This is a genomic window from Streptococcus infantis, assembly GCF_000963255.1.
Taxonomy (GTDB): Bacteria; Bacillota; Bacilli; order Lactobacillales; family Streptococcaceae; genus Streptococcus; species Streptococcus nidrosiense.
In genome coordinates this window covers 19,686-36,069 of sequence record NZ_JYOV01000010.1, presented here as the reverse complement: position 1 = coordinate 36,069, position 16,384 = coordinate 19,686, and the positions used below count along the sequence as shown (strand labels likewise).

The window sequence follows — 16,384 nt, the reverse complement described above, 5'->3', positions numbered from 1 at the left end:
ATTGTTTCCTCTATTATACTATTATTTCAGCCAAAAGGTTTAATTTTAAATTGACAAGACCAATGAATTTTAATCTTTAACAAATACCAAGCTAACTGTGACATTAATGAAAACAAGCTTTCTTCCTTATGGTATAATAGTTTCATGGATAAAAAATATGAAAAAATTTCCCAAGATTTGGGTGTAACCTTAAAGCAAATTGATACGGTCTTGTCTTTGACAGCAGAAGGAGCAACCATTCCCTTTATCGCTCGTTATCGGAAAGACATGACTGGTAGTTTGGATGAGGTGGCTATTAAAGCTATTATCGACCTTGATAAAAGTCTTACCAACCTCAATGACCGTAAGGAAGCAGTTTTAGCAAAAATCAAAGAGCAAGGTAAGTTGACCAAAGAGTTAGAAGAAGCCATCTTAGCTGCTGAAAAACTTGCGGATGTTGAAGAACTCTATCTTCCTTATAAAGAAAAACGTCGCACCAAGGCGACAATTGCGCGTGAGGCGGGACTCTTCCCACTTGCTCGTCTAATCCTACAGAATGTTTCTGACCTAGAAAAAGAAGCAGAAGCATTTGTCTGTGAAGGATTTGCTACGCCCCAAGAGGCCTTATCTGGGGCAGTTGATATTTTGGTTGAAGCTCTCTCTGAGGATGTCAATTTGCGTTCGATGACTTATCAAGAAGTTCTTAGACATTCTAAGATTACTTCACAAGTCAAGGACGAAAGTTTGGATGAGAAGCAAGTCTTTCAGATTTATTACGATTTCTCAGAGACGGTTGCTAACATGCAGGGATATCGTACTCTTGCCCTTAATCGTGGTGAGAAGTTAGGCATCTTGAAGATTGGTTTTGAGCATGCAGTTGAACGTATTCAATCCTTCTTTGCTGCTCGTTTTAAGGTTAAAAATGCCTATATTGAAGAAGTTATTCAGCAATCTGTTAAGAAGAAGGTACTGCCAGCTATTGAGCGCCGTATCCGTACAGAGTTAACAGAGAAGGCAGAAGAAGGAGCTATTCAACTCTTCTCAGAAAACCTTCGTAATCTCCTTCTGGTAGCACCGCTAAAAGGGCGCGTGGTTCTAGGTTTTGACCCAGCCTTTCGTACAGGGGCTAAGCTTGCGGTCGTTGATGTGACTAGTAAGATGCTGACAACGCAAGTCATTTATCCAGTCAAACCAGCTTCAGCTCGTCAGATTGAAGAAGCTAAACGTGATTTAGCAGATTTAATTGGCCAATACGGCGTTGAAATCATTGCTATCGGAAATGGAACTGCTAGTCGTGAAAGTGAAGCTTTTGTCGCCGAAGTGCTCAAGGATTTTCCAGAAGTCAGCTATGTCATTGTTAATGAGAGCGGTGCATCTGTATACTCTGCTAGTGAACTTGCCCGTCAGGAGTTTCCAGAACTAACCGTTGAAAAACGTTCGGCAATCTCAATCGCTCGTCGCTTGCAAGATCCTCTTGCTGAATTGGTTAAAATCGATCCTAAATCCATCGGTGTCGGTCAATATCAGCATGACGTTAGTCAGAAGAAACTGTCTGAAAGTCTGGATTTTGTTGTAGATATTGTAGTAAACCAAGTCGGTGTCAATGTCAACACAGCGAGTCCAGCTCTTCTTTCACATGTCGCAGGACTAAACAAAACCATCTCTGAAAATATCGTTAAGTATCGTGAAGAAGAAGGTAAAATCACTTCACGCGCCCAAATCAAGAAAGTTCCTCGCCTAGGTGCTAAGGCCTTTGAGCAAGCTGCTGGCTTCCTCCGTATCCCTGAAAGTTCTAATATCCTTGACAATACAGGAGTTCACCCTGAAAACTATACTGCGGTCAAGGAACTCTTAAAACGCTTGGATATTAAAGACCTAAATGAAGAAGCGAAAGCAAAACTCAAATCTGTCTCTATCAAAGAAATGGCTCAAGAGCTAGAACTCGGTCAAGAAACACTTAAAGATATTATCGCAGACCTTCTCAGACCAGGTCGTGATTTCCGGGATTCTTTTGATGCTCCAGTCCTTCGTCAGGATGTCTTGGATATCAAAGACTTGAAAGTCGGACAGAAGCTTGAAGGAGTTGTGCGCAACGTCGTTGACTTCGGTGCCTTTGTTGATATCGGTATCCATGAGGACGGTCTCATTCATATCTCTCACATGAGCAAGAAATTTATTAAACATCCAAGTCAAGTAGTATCGGTCGGTGATTTGGTAACCGTTTGGGTGAAGAAAATCGATGCTGACCGCGAAAAAGTGAATCTGTCGCTCCTAGCTCCAAATGAATCTAACTGATTACGTTAAACAGGTCTCTTTAGAAGATTTTGGAAAACCTTTCAAACATCAAGCTCAGTGGAATACTCGTCTACGGTCGACAGGTGGGCGATTTTTCCCAAAAGATGGTCATTTGGATTTCAATCCCAAAGTATATCAAGAACTTGGTTTAGAGGTTTTTCGTAAAATTGTTCGTCATGAGCTCTGCCATTACCATCTTTACTTTGAAGGCAAGGGCTATCAGCATAAGGATTTAGCCTTTAAGCAACTTTTAAAAGAGGTAGACGGACTTCGCTTTGTTCCTCCCTTATCAAGTGCCAATCAAAAGCAAAACTTAGTCTATACTTGTCAGACTTGTCAGCAAATCTATCAAAGAAAGCGAAAAATCGATACCAAGCGTTATCGTTGTGGTCTTTGTCGTGGAAAGCTCCTCTTGTTAAATCGGCCTAAGGACTGATGTAGTAAATTTAGCTTAGTGCTATACTAAGATTAAGAAATCCGAAAGAGGAATAAATTATGAATACAAAATTTTATAAAATGAGAAGAAATCGTATGGTATCAGGTGTACTTGCAGGTCTATCTGATAAGTGGAATCTTGATGTAACACTAGTTCGTTTCCTTTTTGCAATCTTTACAATCGCAAACTTTGGACTCGGAATTATTATCTACATTATCCTAGCTTCGATCCTACCAACAAAAGAAGACATCGAAGCTGAAATGTATGGAACAGGCCCACGCAAGATCAAAGAAGCCCAGCCTATCAATGATGACGAAGGTTGGTTTTGGTAAATCATTTTATTGATCATTAGAGAATTAATCCCTTGTAGTATCAAGGGGTTTTGTTTTTCTTAAAAAATTATGACAAACTAATAGTAGTAAAATTTTAAAAAAATATGTCAATCTTACAAAAATGTAAGATTAAAAGTCTCTTTTGTAAAGTTATGTTATGGAATGGTCTCATTTTTTAGAGTACACTTATAACAGTAAGATAAGGGAGAAAAATATTAAAAAAATTGTAAATAAAGAAAATCAGTAAACCAACTTCAAAAGAGACCGAACATTTTAAGCTTGATAGTACCATTATGCAGGATCGATATCAATTAACAGGATATAAAGAAGGTGTCTATCATGACCTTTTGAATTTAAAATACGTTCAAAGGATTTCTAAAACTCGTTTTCAAAACAATCCAGTAGAATCTCTGAAAAACATCTATTGACTGTAGAAAAAGGTTACTACCTTGCCATCATGGGTAAGTTTGGTTATGCTAAATCAACAGTACTCAATATTCTTGTCATTCTTGACAAATCAACTCGATGTCAGCTATTTCTAAATGGAATAAACACAACTACCATAAAAAATAAGAGGTAACAAGTTTTCCTTGTGGAATCTTAGGTTTTGTATTTCAAAAATACCATTTGTTAGTTACATTTTCTGTTAGAGACAATCTCTTATTCCAATAAGAAAGAGGTATAAGATGTATTTTAAGGATCTTAATATAGAAATAATTACGATTGAATTCTCATTTTTAATTGTACCATAACCATATTCATTTACTGAAGAACATGGGGGTTATGAGTTTGTTTTACAAATTCTTACTTTATAGATATCCCTATTTTCCAAAAAAATATATTTAAAAACACTTGACAAACCTCAAAAAAAGTACTAAAATAAAAAATGTAAACACTTACACCGAAATGTGTTCAATTTCAAAAAGGAGGGATAGTTATGAAATATTATAACGATTCTAGATACCATAACGGTGATTAAAAACCTAAATATTATCAATTCATATTAAAGTAATACGGAGTTACTAAAAGAGGATTAGTACAGAGTTTTATAAAATATTTTAATTCAAGGAGAAGTAAAATGAAAAAAAGAATTAATAAGAAAATCTTTGTTTTTCTAGCTGCAAGTGTTTTAAGTTTTAGCTTTGCTTCTGCAGCTAGTGTTGTTAGTGCAACTACAGCACACCCTGCTCCATATCCGATTATTGATGTATGGCAGTATGGTGTAGATAATAGCTATGGTTATTCAAATTACTTTGTTAGTTCTCCAGATAATATTGGTTCAAAATCTTCAGTAACGAATTATTGGGGAACCGTTAAAGCTTACGATAAAAAAGATTATGGATGGGCATATTCAAGTGCAAAAAAATCTTGGAGCGATATTCGATTAAATGCATATTGGGATTATTATAGATTTTAAAAATAATTTATGAAAACAAGAGACCCGATTATAAGATGGGGTCTTTTGTAATATGGTAAGTGCTTATGAAATTAAAATTATGTATCATTGGATTCTTCTTTTGTTTGATTGCTGCAATTGGTTTGGTCACTATCAGTGATACTGAAACCCCCATACCTTTACCAATTGATGGTGCTTTTTCTATTCAAGGGAAAAGCAATCTTTCTAATAACGAAATATACGAAATGCTTCGTGACTTATCAAAAACGGAAAAAGTTATCATTTACAAGCCAATCGTTCAGAGTTCGGGTCAGTTTAAGTATGTAAATTTCGATGATGAAAACAGTGAACAGTTAAAGTCAGTACCGATAATAGGGATGTATTACACCCTTGGGAAAATGGATGTAGACACTTTGAAACCACTTACGATGACAGGGCTGCAAACAGTATATATGTCTTATCCTTGGTATATAGGAGGAATGTTACAATTCACTGGAACTTTAAGAATACTGTTAATGAGTTCAATTTACTTAACTTTATTAGTTGTGTTATTTGTAGTTAGAACGAGGCAGATTAAAGAGGGAGTGATACGACGTTCTTTGGGATTGCCTGTATACGATCTAAGAAGAGAGTATGGCATTTCTCTTATTTTTGAACTGATTATGATGGCTTTATTGATGGTTTTTTACAGTTCTTTTTTGGGAAATGGTTTCTTAACCTATAGTTCTAAGTTATTTTTCTCTCTGCTTTTAACGAATTTTATATTATTTCAAATCATTGATCTCATTACCTTTGTTTTATTTTGGTTGACGATTCAGATTGAAAAGCCCATTGAAATTATCAAAAACAAGGCGAAAAACAAGCTTATTTTTGTCGTATGGCTTGCCATTATTTCGATTATTATCGTTGTATCAGGAATTTTTTTACAAGAAACAAAGAGTAGTCAATCCAGTATCAACATCCAGATACAGAATTTAGTACCATGGGACACAGTAAAAGACTGGAGAAGGATTGAGTTCCTTGGAATTGAAAATAACTCTGCTAAAAATGGAGAAGTAAGTGATTCGGATGGTCAGTATCTACAGATAGCTGCTTCCTTAAAAAACTTAGATTATTTATATATAGAACGATCCTCGGCCTATGTTCCAGATTTTATGAAAACATCTCATGCTTTAGAAGACTTTTCTAAACAATTAGAAAATGACGGAATAACGAATCCAGAAATAAATAAAGAGTTGATTTATATCAATCAAGCAGGTGCTAACCTACAAAATAAAGTGAATGGAACAAACTATCATCTTTTAGATAATAAGATAGCAACCATCTATATTCCTGAAAAATGGAAAGAAAACCAGAAATCCATTGAGAATACAGTTGTAGCAGAACAATTTATTGGAACAAACTATACAAAAGAAGAGCTTGCAGTACAAATAATTCCTGATGGTAATAAAATTTTTTATTTCAATGAGGATGCTGATATCGATCATAAAAATAAAGATATTTTACCAATGGCAAGTCTAGCAGATAGTAAAGATAACATTGTTGTTGTGTTAGATACAGACAAAATGATCGAAAACAACAAGTTTACTTTGGCTAGTAATATAACTAATAAGTCTCTTTTTAGTCCTGAGGCGGTAAAGAAAATAAATGAGATGGCTACCCAGTTGAATGTTTCAATGAATCCAGTAGATGTTTATCAAATTGTGAAATTAAAGATCCTGTCCTTAGAGCACCAAATTCTACTTTCACAAATCTTGCAGAAGATAATTTACAGTATTGTCTTTATACTCATTTATCAATATGTCCAACTTTATATTGCCCTAAAACAGAATGAATATGTGAAAAAAATCATTTTGGGTCTGTCAAAAACATATATAGCAATTTCAAGTCTCAAGTATTTTATGATTATTATTACAATGGTTATCCTATTTACATTTCTTATGACAGGTCAAATAGAGTTGCTGTATATTGGTCTTGCTTCTATACTAGTTTTGATGTTGTCAATCATAATGAGTTTTAGAAAATTATCTGAAAGCTACACTAAAATTTTAAAAGGAGATGAAACATGACAATTGACCTTTTGAACGTTTCAAAAAGTTTTGGATCAAAAAAGATTTTTACAGACTTAAATTTAAAATTTGAATCTGGAAAAAGCTATGCATTGATTGGAGGTTCTGGCTCTGGTAAGAGTACTCTTCTTAATATTATAGGAAGATTAGAAAAAATTGATAGTGGGAACGTTTTAGTTGATAAACAGGATATTTGGAAGATAAAAGAAAGAACCTTCTTTAAAAATACTGTTGGATATGTATTTCAGAATTATTCTTTAATCGAAAACAAAACAGTATATGATAATCTGAAACTTATCACTAAAGACAAAAAAATAATAACTGATGTACTTGAAAAAGTAGGACTGTCAAGCGACTATTTACATCAAAAAATATATGAATTGTCTGGAGGGCAGGCTCAACGTGTAGCTATTGCCAGAATGTTAATGAAACCACGTAAAATTATCTTAGCAGATGAACCCACAGGAGCTTTAGATGGTGAGATTGGAAAAGAAATCATTCGTTTATTATTAAATGAAAGAGATGAAGAAAAATATGTTATTATAGCGACTCACGATCCAGCTGTCTATAACAAAGTTGATGTGATCATTGATATGAAAGATATAGGGGATAATGTATGAAAAAGATAATTTATATCGCTTTGATCTTTGTAGCTGGACTACTTGCTATTTTCTTCTTTGGAAAACAAATGATCATAAAAGAAAATACCAATAAACCAACACTGGAGTTAACAGTTTATACGGTTTCTTCTAGTGATACAGAAAAATGGAATAAAGTGAGACAAGTAGAAACAGAAGAGGCCACATACTTCATAACTGTGAAAGAAGTAGCGTCTTCAGAAGAAGTGTTTTCAAACATCATTGCAAATGGAGCTGCTATGGGGTTCGGAGTTCGTGAAGAAGAAGTGAAGCAATTTAATAATAATTTAGGAGACACTATAGAGGACTCTAAGCATAATAAACTCATTGAAATAGAATTTTTTACTTTTTCTAATGATGACGAGGGATTTGTAGTAGCAAATTTTGACTATGGTAAAGAAGAGTTGAATTCTCAGAAAAAAGATATAAAGGAGTTATATAAAAAATTATATGAATCTTTTAAAGAAAAAAGTAAGTGATTGCGATTTATTTGCCTGTTTTGATAGAAAAAAGTCAATTTTTAATTCTAATATCTTATCTTGATAATCGCGCTTTTTAGTTGATAAAACTTACAAATAGTCCTGAAGAAAACAATGACATTCAGTTTACTTATATGTATCATGTGCATACAAAGTTAGGTCCATCGCATCATCAATTTATGTTTATCAATAATTGAGCAGTTGTTGCCTCATTTGATATTTCAGAGGTTCAGTACCAGTATTTTATGAAAGAATCACTTTCTCATGTCATGGTTTATAATTACAGTAACAAAAATACTTAGAAAATCCTGATAATGTTTACAGGTTATAACATAAATCAGTTGAGTTTGGAAGTAATTCTGTTCTGTTATATTCTAACAACTCATGAATATTAAATGATTTGTTTATTTGTTGACAGTATCCCAAGTCAAATGTTTCTATAGAAAAATTCTCATACTAGTTGCCCTAGATTTCATCCAACTATGTTTATGAAGATGCACTGTTGACTTATGTTCTTCAAGTGTTCTCTGTAAGTAAATTCGTTCAAATTAACTGTGATAATGTAGAGTAAAGATTGTTTTTTTCCTGCGAAGAGTTCATATTTGAGGCAAACAAGCCATTTAAACAGAGTTAGGATTCACCTTCATGACTATAAATCTAGCAAAATTGGCCAATAGTTTAGACTCTAAAAGATCTACTATTCAAAAACCACACAGTATTTCTTTCGGCTTGATGCTATTCAAGCTTGAAATCACTGTGTGGTTTTATTTTAAAGCTAGTTGTTGCTCAGCATCAATTTTTAACTTATACTCAATGAAAATCAAAGAGCAAACTAGGAAGCGAGCCGCAGGCTGTACTTGAGTAAGGCAAGGCGAAGCTGACGTGGTTTGAATTTGATTTTCATTGAGTATTAAATACTAAACAACTGTCCCAATAGATAGGTAACTCCCATGGTCAACAAACCGATACAGAGGTTACGAATCATAGCTGTTTTTGTTGGAGCTTTTCCAAGTTTTGCACTGGTGTAGCCGGTAACTAATAGAGAAATCGCTACGATAAAGACAGTAGCAGGGATTCGATAGTCACTTGGGAAGATGGTTATTGAAAGCATTGGCGGGAGACTTCCGAGGACAAAGGCAATGAAGCTAGATGCAGCAGCATGCCAGGGATTAGTGAATTCCTCATACTCGATTCCGTACTTTTCCTCAACTAAGGCTTTGAGAGGGTTTTTAAGAAATGCCTTGTTGGTTAAGAGTTGGGCTGATGTTTCACACTCACCATTTTGAAGATAGGCTGCGTAGAGTGATTTTTTAGCAGCTTCCATATCTTTATCCAAAAGTAGTTGTTCGCGGGCTACAGCGGCTTCCTCCGTGTCTTTTTGAGTAGATACGGATACATACTCGCCACCAGCCATAGAAAAGGCACCAGCAAGAATAGCAGCCAATCCTGAGAGGAAGATAATCCAGATATTGTTAGTCGCACTGGCAACCCCAATAACAACTCCAGCGATAGAGATGATTCCATCATTAGCTCCCAGCACACCAGCACGCAAGATATTTAAACGGCCAGCAAAGTTTGCATCAATTTCATGTGTAATTTCTGACATAGTTTTCTCCTTTCTAAACATTATAAAGTATAGGAGAAGTGAATACAAACTTTTTAAACTATCTGAAAAAAGTTCTACAATTCTAATTTAAGACAAAGTAAATAGAAGTAGCCATAGCTATTTCTTATGCCAAGATATAACAAAGTTGTATTTGTAACCTATTCCAATAGGTGATACAATGAACCTAATGAAATCTTTGGAGGTCTAAATATGACTCGTGAATTTAAATTTGAAACTCTGCAATTGCATGCAGGTCAAGTGGTAGATGCTACTACTAAGTCTCGTGCTGTTCCAATTTACCAAACAACGTCTTTTGTATTTGATGATACACAAGAAGGTGCAGAACTTTTTGCCCTTCAAAAAGCTGGAAATATCTATACTCGTATTACCAATCCAACAACATCAGCTTTTGAAGAGCGTATCGCAGCACTGGAAGGCGGTGTTGGTGCACTTGCAACTGCTTCTGGGATGGCAGCTCTTACCTACACAATTTTAGGACTGGCTCACGCAGGAGACCACGTGGTTGCAGCTTCAACCATTTATGGTGGTACTTTTAATCTCTTGAAAGAAACCCTTCCTCGCTATGGAATCACCACAACTTTTGTTGATATTGATAATCTTGAAGAAGTAGAAGCAGCTATTGGAGATAATACCAAACTTGTTTTGATTGAAACCTTGGGTAATCCAGTTATCAACATTCCAGATATCGAAAAAATCGCTGAAATTGCTCACAAACATCAGATTCCTTTGGTCGCAGACAATACTTTTGCTACACCTTATCTTATCAATGTCTTTTCACATGGTGTAGACATCGCAGTTCACTCAGCAACTAAGTTTATCGGCGGTCACGGTACAACAATTGGTGGTGTCATCGTTGATAGTGGTAAGTTTGACTGGTCTGCTTCAGGGAAATTCCCTCAATTGGTCGATGAGGACCCAAGTTACCATAATATCAGTTATACCCGTGATGTTGGTGCTGCAGCTTTTATCGTGGCTGCTCGCGTGCAATTGCTTCGCGATATGGGAGCTGCGCTATCACCATTTAACTCATTCTTGCTCTTACAAGGTCTTGAAACTCTTTCTCTTCGTGTTGAACGCCATGTTCAAAATGCTGAGAAAATCGTAGATTTCCTTGTAAACCATCCAAAGGTTGAAAAGGTCAACTATCCAAAACTTCCAGATAGTCCTTACCATGTCTTGGCTGAAAAATACTTACCAAAAGGTGTTGGATCAATCTTTACCTTCCATGTTAAAGGTGGAGAAGCAGAAGCTCGTAAGGTGATTGACAACTTGGAAATCTTTTCGAACTTAGCCAATGTAGCAGATGCTAAATCATTGGTGGTTCATCCCGCAACTACAACACATGCTCAGTTGTCAGACTCTGATCTAGAAGCAGCAGGAGTAACTAAAAATCAAATCCGTCTCTCAATCGGTCTTGAAAATGTCGATGATTTGATTGAAGATTTGCGACTAGCTCTTGAAAAAATCTAAAAATAACTAGTTTTTATCGAATTAAGCATCCTTCTCACGAATAATAAAGTGAGGAGGATTTTTATGTACAGTATTTCATTTCAAGAAGATTCGCTCTTGCCAAGGGAACGCTTGGTGACAGAAGGAGTAGAGAGTTTGAGCAATCAGGAATTACTAGCCATTTTATTACGAACAGGAACTCGTCAATCTACTGTTTTTGAAATTGCACAGAAAGTATTGTCTCAATTGAACAGTTTAACTGAGTTAAAAAAAATGACCTTGCAAGAACTGCAGAGTTTATCGGGAATTGGGAGAGTAAAAGCTATTGAATTGCAAGCAATGATTGAGCTTGGAAGTCGTATTCACAAACATGAAACCATTGAGGCAGAGAGCATTCTGAGTAGTCAAAGATTGGCTAAAAAGATGCAACAAGAACTGGGAGATAAAAAACAAGAGCACCTGGTGGCGCTCTATCTGAATACACAAAATCAAATTATTCATCAGCAAACCATTTTTATTGGATCTGCTACTAGAAGTATTGCGGAACCAAGAGAAATTCTTCACTATGCCTTAAAGCATATGGCAACATCCGTGATTCTTGTTCATAATCATCCATCTGGTGCTGTTATGCCAAGTAGAAATGATGACCATGTTACAAAACTTGTTAAAGAAGCCTGCGAATTAATGGGTTTGGTCTTATTGGACCATCTCATTGTTTCACATTCCGATTATTTTAGTTACCGCGAGAAGACAGATATGATATAAAAAAACCTGTATCATATACAGGTTTACAATTCATTGACAACATAGTCGAAAAGTGTTTTATCTTTGGGGCGATTTTCAAAGAGAAATTCAGGATGCCATTGAACACCGAGATAAGGAAAACCATCCGTAGTTGTAACAGCTTCGATAATACCATCTTTAGGGTCATGTGCTACAACCTTTAGATTCGGAGCTAGTTCCTTAATGCTTTGATGGTGGAAAGAGTTGATATGAGAGATTTCTCCATAGATTTCTCGAAGAATAGTATCAGGCTCGGTGACTAAACGTTGAGTTGTATACTCGGCTGAAGTATCCTGCCAATGATCTTCAATATCTTGATAAAGAGTTCCTCCCATAGCCACATTAAAGAGCTGGGTGCCTCGACAAACAGAAAAAATGGGTTTATTCAGTTTGATAGCTTCTTTTATAAGAGCTAGCTCAAAAATATCTCTCTGAAGGTGGTAGTCATCGCTATCGATCATTTTAGGTTCACCGTAGAACTTTGGATCGACATTTTGTCCACCAGTTAGAATAAGTTTATCAATCAAGCCAATGTAGTAACTGGCCATTTCTTGATCACCAATTGGTAGGATAATGGGAATTCCCCCAGCTTCCTTGACTCCTTCAACAAAGCCCTTTGCAGCATAGCTCATCATAAGCTCATCATCAGGATGAGTTTTTTCATTTCCTGTAATCCCAATAACTGGTTTTTTCATAAATGCTTTCGCTTTCTAATCCTTTTTTCTCATGAAATAGAGGAGAGTTTGCAATTCACTAGTTAAATCTACATACTGAGCTACCACATCTTTTGGTAGTTGGAGATGAACGGGTGAAAAGCTTAAAATTCCTTTAATACCTGCTTCGACAAGGAGATTAGCTACTTCTTGTGATTTGACACTCGGAACAGTTAAGATTGCAGTTTTTACATCTGCATTTTTTATTTTATCCTTGATTTGGGAAATACCATAAATTGGAATTCCATCGGGCGTTTTCGTCCCAACTTCAGGATGGTCATCCAAATCAAAAGCCATAATAATTTTCATTTTGTTTCGTTCATGGAAACGGTAGTGAAGGAGAGCGTGCCCCATATTACCAATCCCCACTAACATAACATTCGTAATAGAATTATCATTTAGAAGATCAGCAAAAAACGTCATTAGTTTTTTGACATCGTAGCCAAATCCACGGCGACCAAGTTCACCAAAGTAGGAAAAATCTCGTCTAACGGTAGCAGAATCAATACCAATGGCCTCGGCAATTTGTTTTGAGTTGGCTCTTTCAATCTTTTCTGCATGAAATCTTTTAAAGATACGATAATAAAGAGAAAGTCTCTTTGCTGTTGCTTTTGGAATAGCAGACTGTTTTTCTTTCACAAAATCACAACCTTTCTAAATACTATTTTATAGAAAGATTGTGAAAAAATCAACAAAAACAAGAAAAAACTAAGAAAATCTTAGTTTATCTTTGTAAAATCATAGTGAAATAGAAAACGATAGAGATCTCCCAGAAGACCTTGATAGATTTCTTCTCCCTTATAGGTAAGAGAAGTAATGACAGTCGTATCTGGAAGAGTCACACATCCTGAAAGTGACAGCATGAGTGCTTCGTAATCTTCGTATTCTAAAAGGCGATCGACTTGATAGGCATCCTTATAGTTTAATCGAAACATAGGGTCCCCCTATCTTTCACTTTTAGTGAAGACACCACGCTCAACAAGACTGTCCATCAAGAAGTAGAATTTCTCTTGGTGGATATGAGTTTCTTCTGACTTAAAGATATCAACCAAACGTAGACCAAATTTATCAGTGATGTTGATTTTTGCACCAGTTAAGTCTTTGTTGATGATAATCTTAAGTTGGAAACCTTCCCCACTATTTGGAACTTTTTCAAGAAGACGTGTTAGTTCATAATTACCAACCTTAGTTTCAAAAAAAGTGTTATCTTTTAGAGTGAACTTTTTGACGGTTGGGCTAAGTGTGTAATCATAACGGCAATTTTTAAGACTAATGGTTTTTTCGAATGCCATTGAGTTAACCTCCAATGATTTCTTTTAGAGTTTGTGCGAGAGTGATTATTTCTTGCTCTGTATTTTGAGGTGAAATGCTGACGCGAACGGATTCGTGTAAGCGAGGAGAGTCTTCACCGTAGAAAGCCTGAAGAACATGACTAACCTGAACGACACCTGCAGTACAAGCAGAGCCAGTTGAAATAGAAATACCTTCAAGATCTAGACGAAGGAGTAGTAGATCATTACGTTGACCTGGGAATCCAATATTAAGGACATAAGGTAGCTGGTCTTTCCCTTGATTGAGATAATAGTCTGTGTCAGCCATTTCCTTTAAGAATGTTTCTTTTAGTTTTTGAACCTTTTTAAAGTTTTGTTCTTGGTTTTCAAGATCATCCTTTAGAGCTGCTACCATTCCCACAATGGCAGGAAGATTTTCTGTTCCTGCTCTTTTTTTCTGCTCTTGATCGCCACCATGAAGGTAGGAGTCAAAATCTGTAGATGCAGCATAGAGAAAACCAACTCCTTTTGGACCATAAAATTTGTGTGCAGAAGCGCTAAGAAAATCAATTCCCAATTTTTCGGGAAGAATCTCAAATTTACCAACTGCCTGAACCGCATCGACATGATAGACGGCTGGATGATTTTTTAGAACTTCACCAATTTTAGCAATAGGTAAAAGTGTACCAGTTTCATTGTTTGCAAACATAGTAGAAACAAGAATGGTATCTTCACGCAGTGCATTTTTGACCTGGTCTGCAGTAATTTCTTGGTTTTCAGGCTGTAAAATAGTCACTTCAAAACCGAAATTTTCAACCAAGTATTTGATGGGTTCTAGAACAGCATGGTGCTCAATCGCAGTAGTGATAATGTGCTTTCCACGATTTTGATGGCGAAGGCAGTAGCCGATGATAGCAGTATTATTGCTTTCAGTACCACCAGTGGTAAAGAATATATGTTGTGGCTTTGTTCCTAGTAAACTTGCTAGTTCTTGACGAGCTTCTCGTAATAGTTTACCTGCTTGGCGCCCATGTCCATGAATACTAGAAGGGTTGCCATAAGTTTCTTGCATGACTTGAGTCATTGCTGAGATAGCTACTGAAGACATCGGAGTCGTTGCAGCATTATCCAAATAAATCAAAAACTCACCTAATTTCTATTTAAATAGTGGACTAACTGGTTTTCTTTCATGAATTCGAACCATAGCATCACCAATCAATTCGCTAGCAGTGATATATTGTACGTTTTTAGGTTTTCTACTTTCTGTCAAAACAGAATCTGTAACCAAGATTTCCTTAATATTTGTTGCATCTAATAACTCTGCAGCACCGTTAACGAACAATCCATGACTGGATACAGCGTAGATTTCAGTAGCACCATCGCGTTCCAAAATTTTAGCAGCTTCAGAGAAGGTACGGCCAGTGTTCAGAATGTCATCGATTAAGATTGCTTTCTTACCTTCAACCTCCCCGATAATGTAACCTTGGCTACGTTCAGAATCATCTTGTGCATAATCAATGATAGCAATCGGAGCATCAAGGTATTCTGCAAGACTACGCGCACGTTTTACACCAGAGTTTTTAGGACTAACAACAACCACATCTGAACCAGTTAAACCTTTATCGCAGTAATGTTTTGCAAAAAGTGGAATTGTGTAAAGGTTATCTACAGGAATGTCAAAGAATCCTTGAACCTGAACGGCATGGAGGTCAAGAGTCAATACACGACTAACTCCAGCTTTCACCAACATATTTGCAACTAGTTTTGCAGTAAGTGGTTCGCGAGAAGAAGCGATACGATCTTGGCGAGCGTAGCCGAAGTATGGAAGTACTACGTTAATAGTATTAGCACTAGCGCGAACACAAGCATCAACCATAATCAAGAGTTCCATCAAGTGGTTATTTACTGGATAACTAGTTGATTGGATGATATAAACATCATATCCGCGAACACTTTCTTCGATGTTAACTTGGATTTCACCATCTGAAAATTGGCGTGAAGATACTTTTCCAAGTGGAACACCTGCAGCATCTGCGATTCTTTGAGCAATTTCCTGGTTGGAAGATAGTGCGAAAAGTTTCATGTTTTTTGTATCTGACATCGATAAACCGTCCTCTTTAAACTAAGTGAATCGCTGTAGTGAAACACTTTTAGTGATAAATGCTCTCTACAACAGATTCTATTATTTTTCATCCCTTTTATTTTATCAAAAAAAGAAGATTATTTCAGTATTTTTTCATATTTTCTATAAAACGAACCAATTTTGAAGGAGCTTTTTTGTAATGGATTTCATTGGCTTGTAAAAATTCTTGGAAATCAAGACTACCTTGGTTGCCATCTTCCACTTCTAATTCAAGCTCATAGTCAACAATATCAAAGTATTCGCTTTGATCAAGTGCCATGAGTCCGATCGGAGTTTGCTTTTCGTAGCGAACAGTAGTTAGGCAACCTAAAACTACCCAGCCACTGGTTGAAAGTCCACGGCTAGTCAATTCGTCAAGAATCATTCCTTGTGGAAGTTTACATTCTTTAAGACAATGGTTTGCTTCCTCAAGGCTGAGACCTTGATTATACTCCATATTTCCGACTTTTTGTGGGATTTTTATGGTCAATTCAGCACTATTTTCAAAAGTACGAATGCGCATAGCGATTTTATGTTTGCGAAGGTAAAAATCAGGCGTGTCTAGGTAGTAATTTTTTTGTGTAATAGGTGTGACTCCTGAAAAGTGCTCCTGCAATCTTTGATATTCATCCTTGTTTAGAAGTGTTTTCATTTCAATTTCTAAATGTTTCATTTTTTTTACTTTTTCCTTATCTTTGAAAGCGATTGTATGGTATAATAAGCATTGTATTTATTGTATAAGATTTTTTCTAGAAAATCAAAAACTAGATAAATCGAGTGTATAGAGAATTGGAT

Annotated in this window: 17 protein-coding genes and 2 pseudogenes; 11 read left to right on the top strand and 8 right to left on the bottom strand. The window is 36.0% G+C overall.

What is annotated here, in order from left to right; all coding sequences use genetic code 11:
• The first annotated feature begins 144 nt into the window (after positions 1 to 144).
• The 9 genes and pseudogenes from TZ96_RS03820 to TZ96_RS10940 all read left to right on the top strand — a co-directional run.
• Positions 145 to 2,274 (top strand): Tex family protein, encoded by a 2,130-nt coding sequence (locus TZ96_RS03820; protein WP_045762962.1) that lies wholly within the window; start codon positions 145 to 147, stop codon positions 2,272 to 2,274.
• A complete protein-coding gene (locus tag TZ96_RS03815; protein ID WP_045762961.1) occupies positions 2,261 to 2,710 on the top strand; it encodes a SprT family protein in 450 nt (149 codons plus the stop codon). Before TZ96_RS03820 ends, TZ96_RS03815 begins: the two co-directional genes overlap by 14 nt.
• Before the next feature lie 59 nt (positions 2,711 to 2,769).
• The gene (locus tag TZ96_RS03810; protein ID WP_045762960.1) at positions 2,770 to 3,042 is read left to right on the top strand and encodes a PspC domain-containing protein; all 273 of its coding nucleotides are present in this window, start codon (positions 2,770 to 2,772) and stop codon (positions 3,040 to 3,042) included.
• Positions 3,043 to 3,335: 293 nt separating this feature from the next.
• Positions 3,336 to 3,705, top strand: a pseudogene (locus TZ96_RS10945) (ATP-binding cassette domain-containing protein); the annotation flags it as partial.
• A gap of 415 nt (positions 3,706 to 4,120) precedes the next feature.
• Positions 4,121 to 4,459 (top strand): hypothetical protein, encoded by a 339-nt coding sequence (locus tag TZ96_RS03805; RefSeq protein WP_045762959.1) that lies wholly within the window; start codon positions 4,121 to 4,123, stop codon positions 4,457 to 4,459.
• A gap of 65 nt (positions 4,460 to 4,524) precedes the next feature.
• Entirely contained in the window at positions 4,525 to 6,507 is a 1,983-nt protein-coding gene (locus tag TZ96_RS03800; protein WP_045762958.1) for a hypothetical protein, read from the top strand.
• Positions 6,504 to 7,127 carry an ATP-binding cassette domain-containing protein gene (locus tag TZ96_RS03795; RefSeq protein WP_045762957.1) on the top strand — a complete coding sequence of 208 codons (624 nt, stop codon included), beginning with the start codon at positions 6,504 to 6,506 and terminating at the stop codon, positions 7,125 to 7,127. Before TZ96_RS03800 ends, TZ96_RS03795 begins: the two co-directional genes overlap by 4 nt.
• A complete protein-coding gene (locus TZ96_RS03790) occupies positions 7,124 to 7,624 on the top strand; it encodes a hypothetical protein (RefSeq protein ID WP_045762956.1) in 501 nt (166 codons plus the stop codon). The genes TZ96_RS03795 and TZ96_RS03790 overlap by 4 nt, the downstream gene beginning before the upstream one ends.
• A 564-nt stretch (positions 7,625 to 8,188) precedes the next feature.
• Positions 8,189 to 8,485: pseudogene (locus TZ96_RS10940) on the top strand (hypothetical protein); the annotation flags it as partial.
• A gap of 49 nt (positions 8,486 to 8,534) precedes the next feature.
• On the opposite strand, the gene TZ96_RS03785 reads toward TZ96_RS10940, so the two are convergent.
• Entirely contained in the window at positions 8,535 to 9,230 is a 696-nt protein-coding gene (locus TZ96_RS03785) for a VIT1/CCC1 transporter family protein (RefSeq protein WP_045762955.1), read from the bottom strand.
• Between the two features lie 210 nt (positions 9,231 to 9,440).
• Here TZ96_RS03785 and TZ96_RS03780 point away from each other — a divergent pair, with 210 nt between their 5' ends.
• Together TZ96_RS03780 and radC are read left to right on the top strand one after the other, a co-directional pair.
• Positions 9,441 to 10,721, top strand: a complete 1,281-nt coding sequence (locus TZ96_RS03780) for an O-acetylhomoserine aminocarboxypropyltransferase/cysteine synthase family protein (RefSeq protein WP_045762954.1) — start codon at positions 9,441 to 9,443, stop codon at positions 10,719 to 10,721.
• A gap of 63 nt (positions 10,722 to 10,784) precedes the next feature.
• Positions 10,785 to 11,465: a RadC family protein gene (radC, locus tag TZ96_RS03775; RefSeq protein WP_045762953.1), complete on the top strand. Its 681-nt coding sequence runs from the start codon at positions 10,785 to 10,787 to the stop codon at positions 11,463 to 11,465.
• Between the two features lie 23 nt (positions 11,466 to 11,488).
• On the opposite strand, the gene TZ96_RS03770 is transcribed toward radC, so the two are convergent.
• The 7 genes from TZ96_RS03770 to TZ96_RS03740 all read right to left on the bottom strand — a co-directional run bounded on the left by TZ96_RS03770 (position 11,489) and on the right by TZ96_RS03740 (position 16,262).
• On the bottom strand, positions 11,489 to 12,178 hold the full coding sequence (locus tag TZ96_RS03770) for a gamma-glutamyl-gamma-aminobutyrate hydrolase family protein (protein WP_045762952.1): 690 nt from the start codon (positions 12,176 to 12,178) through the stop codon (positions 11,489 to 11,491).
• A 15-nt stretch (positions 12,179 to 12,193) separates the two neighbouring features.
• A complete protein-coding gene (locus tag TZ96_RS03765) occupies positions 12,194 to 12,835 on the bottom strand; it encodes a redox-sensing transcriptional repressor Rex (protein ID WP_045762951.1) in 642 nt (213 codons plus the stop codon).
• Positions 12,836 to 12,915: 80 nt separating this feature from the next.
• On the bottom strand, positions 12,916 to 13,131 hold the full coding sequence (locus TZ96_RS03760; protein WP_045762950.1) for a DUF4649 family protein: 216 nt from the start codon (positions 13,129 to 13,131) through the stop codon (positions 12,916 to 12,918).
• Positions 13,132 to 13,140: 9 nt separating this feature from the next.
• Positions 13,141 to 13,488, bottom strand: a complete 348-nt coding sequence (locus TZ96_RS03755; RefSeq protein ID WP_045762949.1) for a DUF1831 domain-containing protein — start codon at positions 13,486 to 13,488, stop codon at positions 13,141 to 13,143.
• A 4-nt stretch (positions 13,489 to 13,492) separates the two neighbouring features.
• On the bottom strand, positions 13,493 to 14,608 hold the full coding sequence (locus TZ96_RS03750) for a cysteine desulfurase family protein (protein ID WP_045762948.1): 1,116 nt from the start codon (positions 14,606 to 14,608) through the stop codon (positions 13,493 to 13,495).
• 15 nt (positions 14,609 to 14,623) lie between these two features.
• Positions 14,624 to 15,568 (bottom strand): ribose-phosphate diphosphokinase, encoded by a 945-nt coding sequence (locus TZ96_RS03745; protein ID WP_045762947.1) that lies wholly within the window; start codon positions 15,566 to 15,568, stop codon positions 14,624 to 14,626.
• A 124-nt stretch (positions 15,569 to 15,692) separates the two neighbouring features.
• Positions 15,693 to 16,262, bottom strand: a complete 570-nt coding sequence (locus TZ96_RS03740; protein ID WP_045762946.1) for a CYTH domain-containing protein — start codon at positions 16,260 to 16,262, stop codon at positions 15,693 to 15,695.
• Between the last annotated feature and the right edge of the window lie 122 nt (positions 16,263 to 16,384).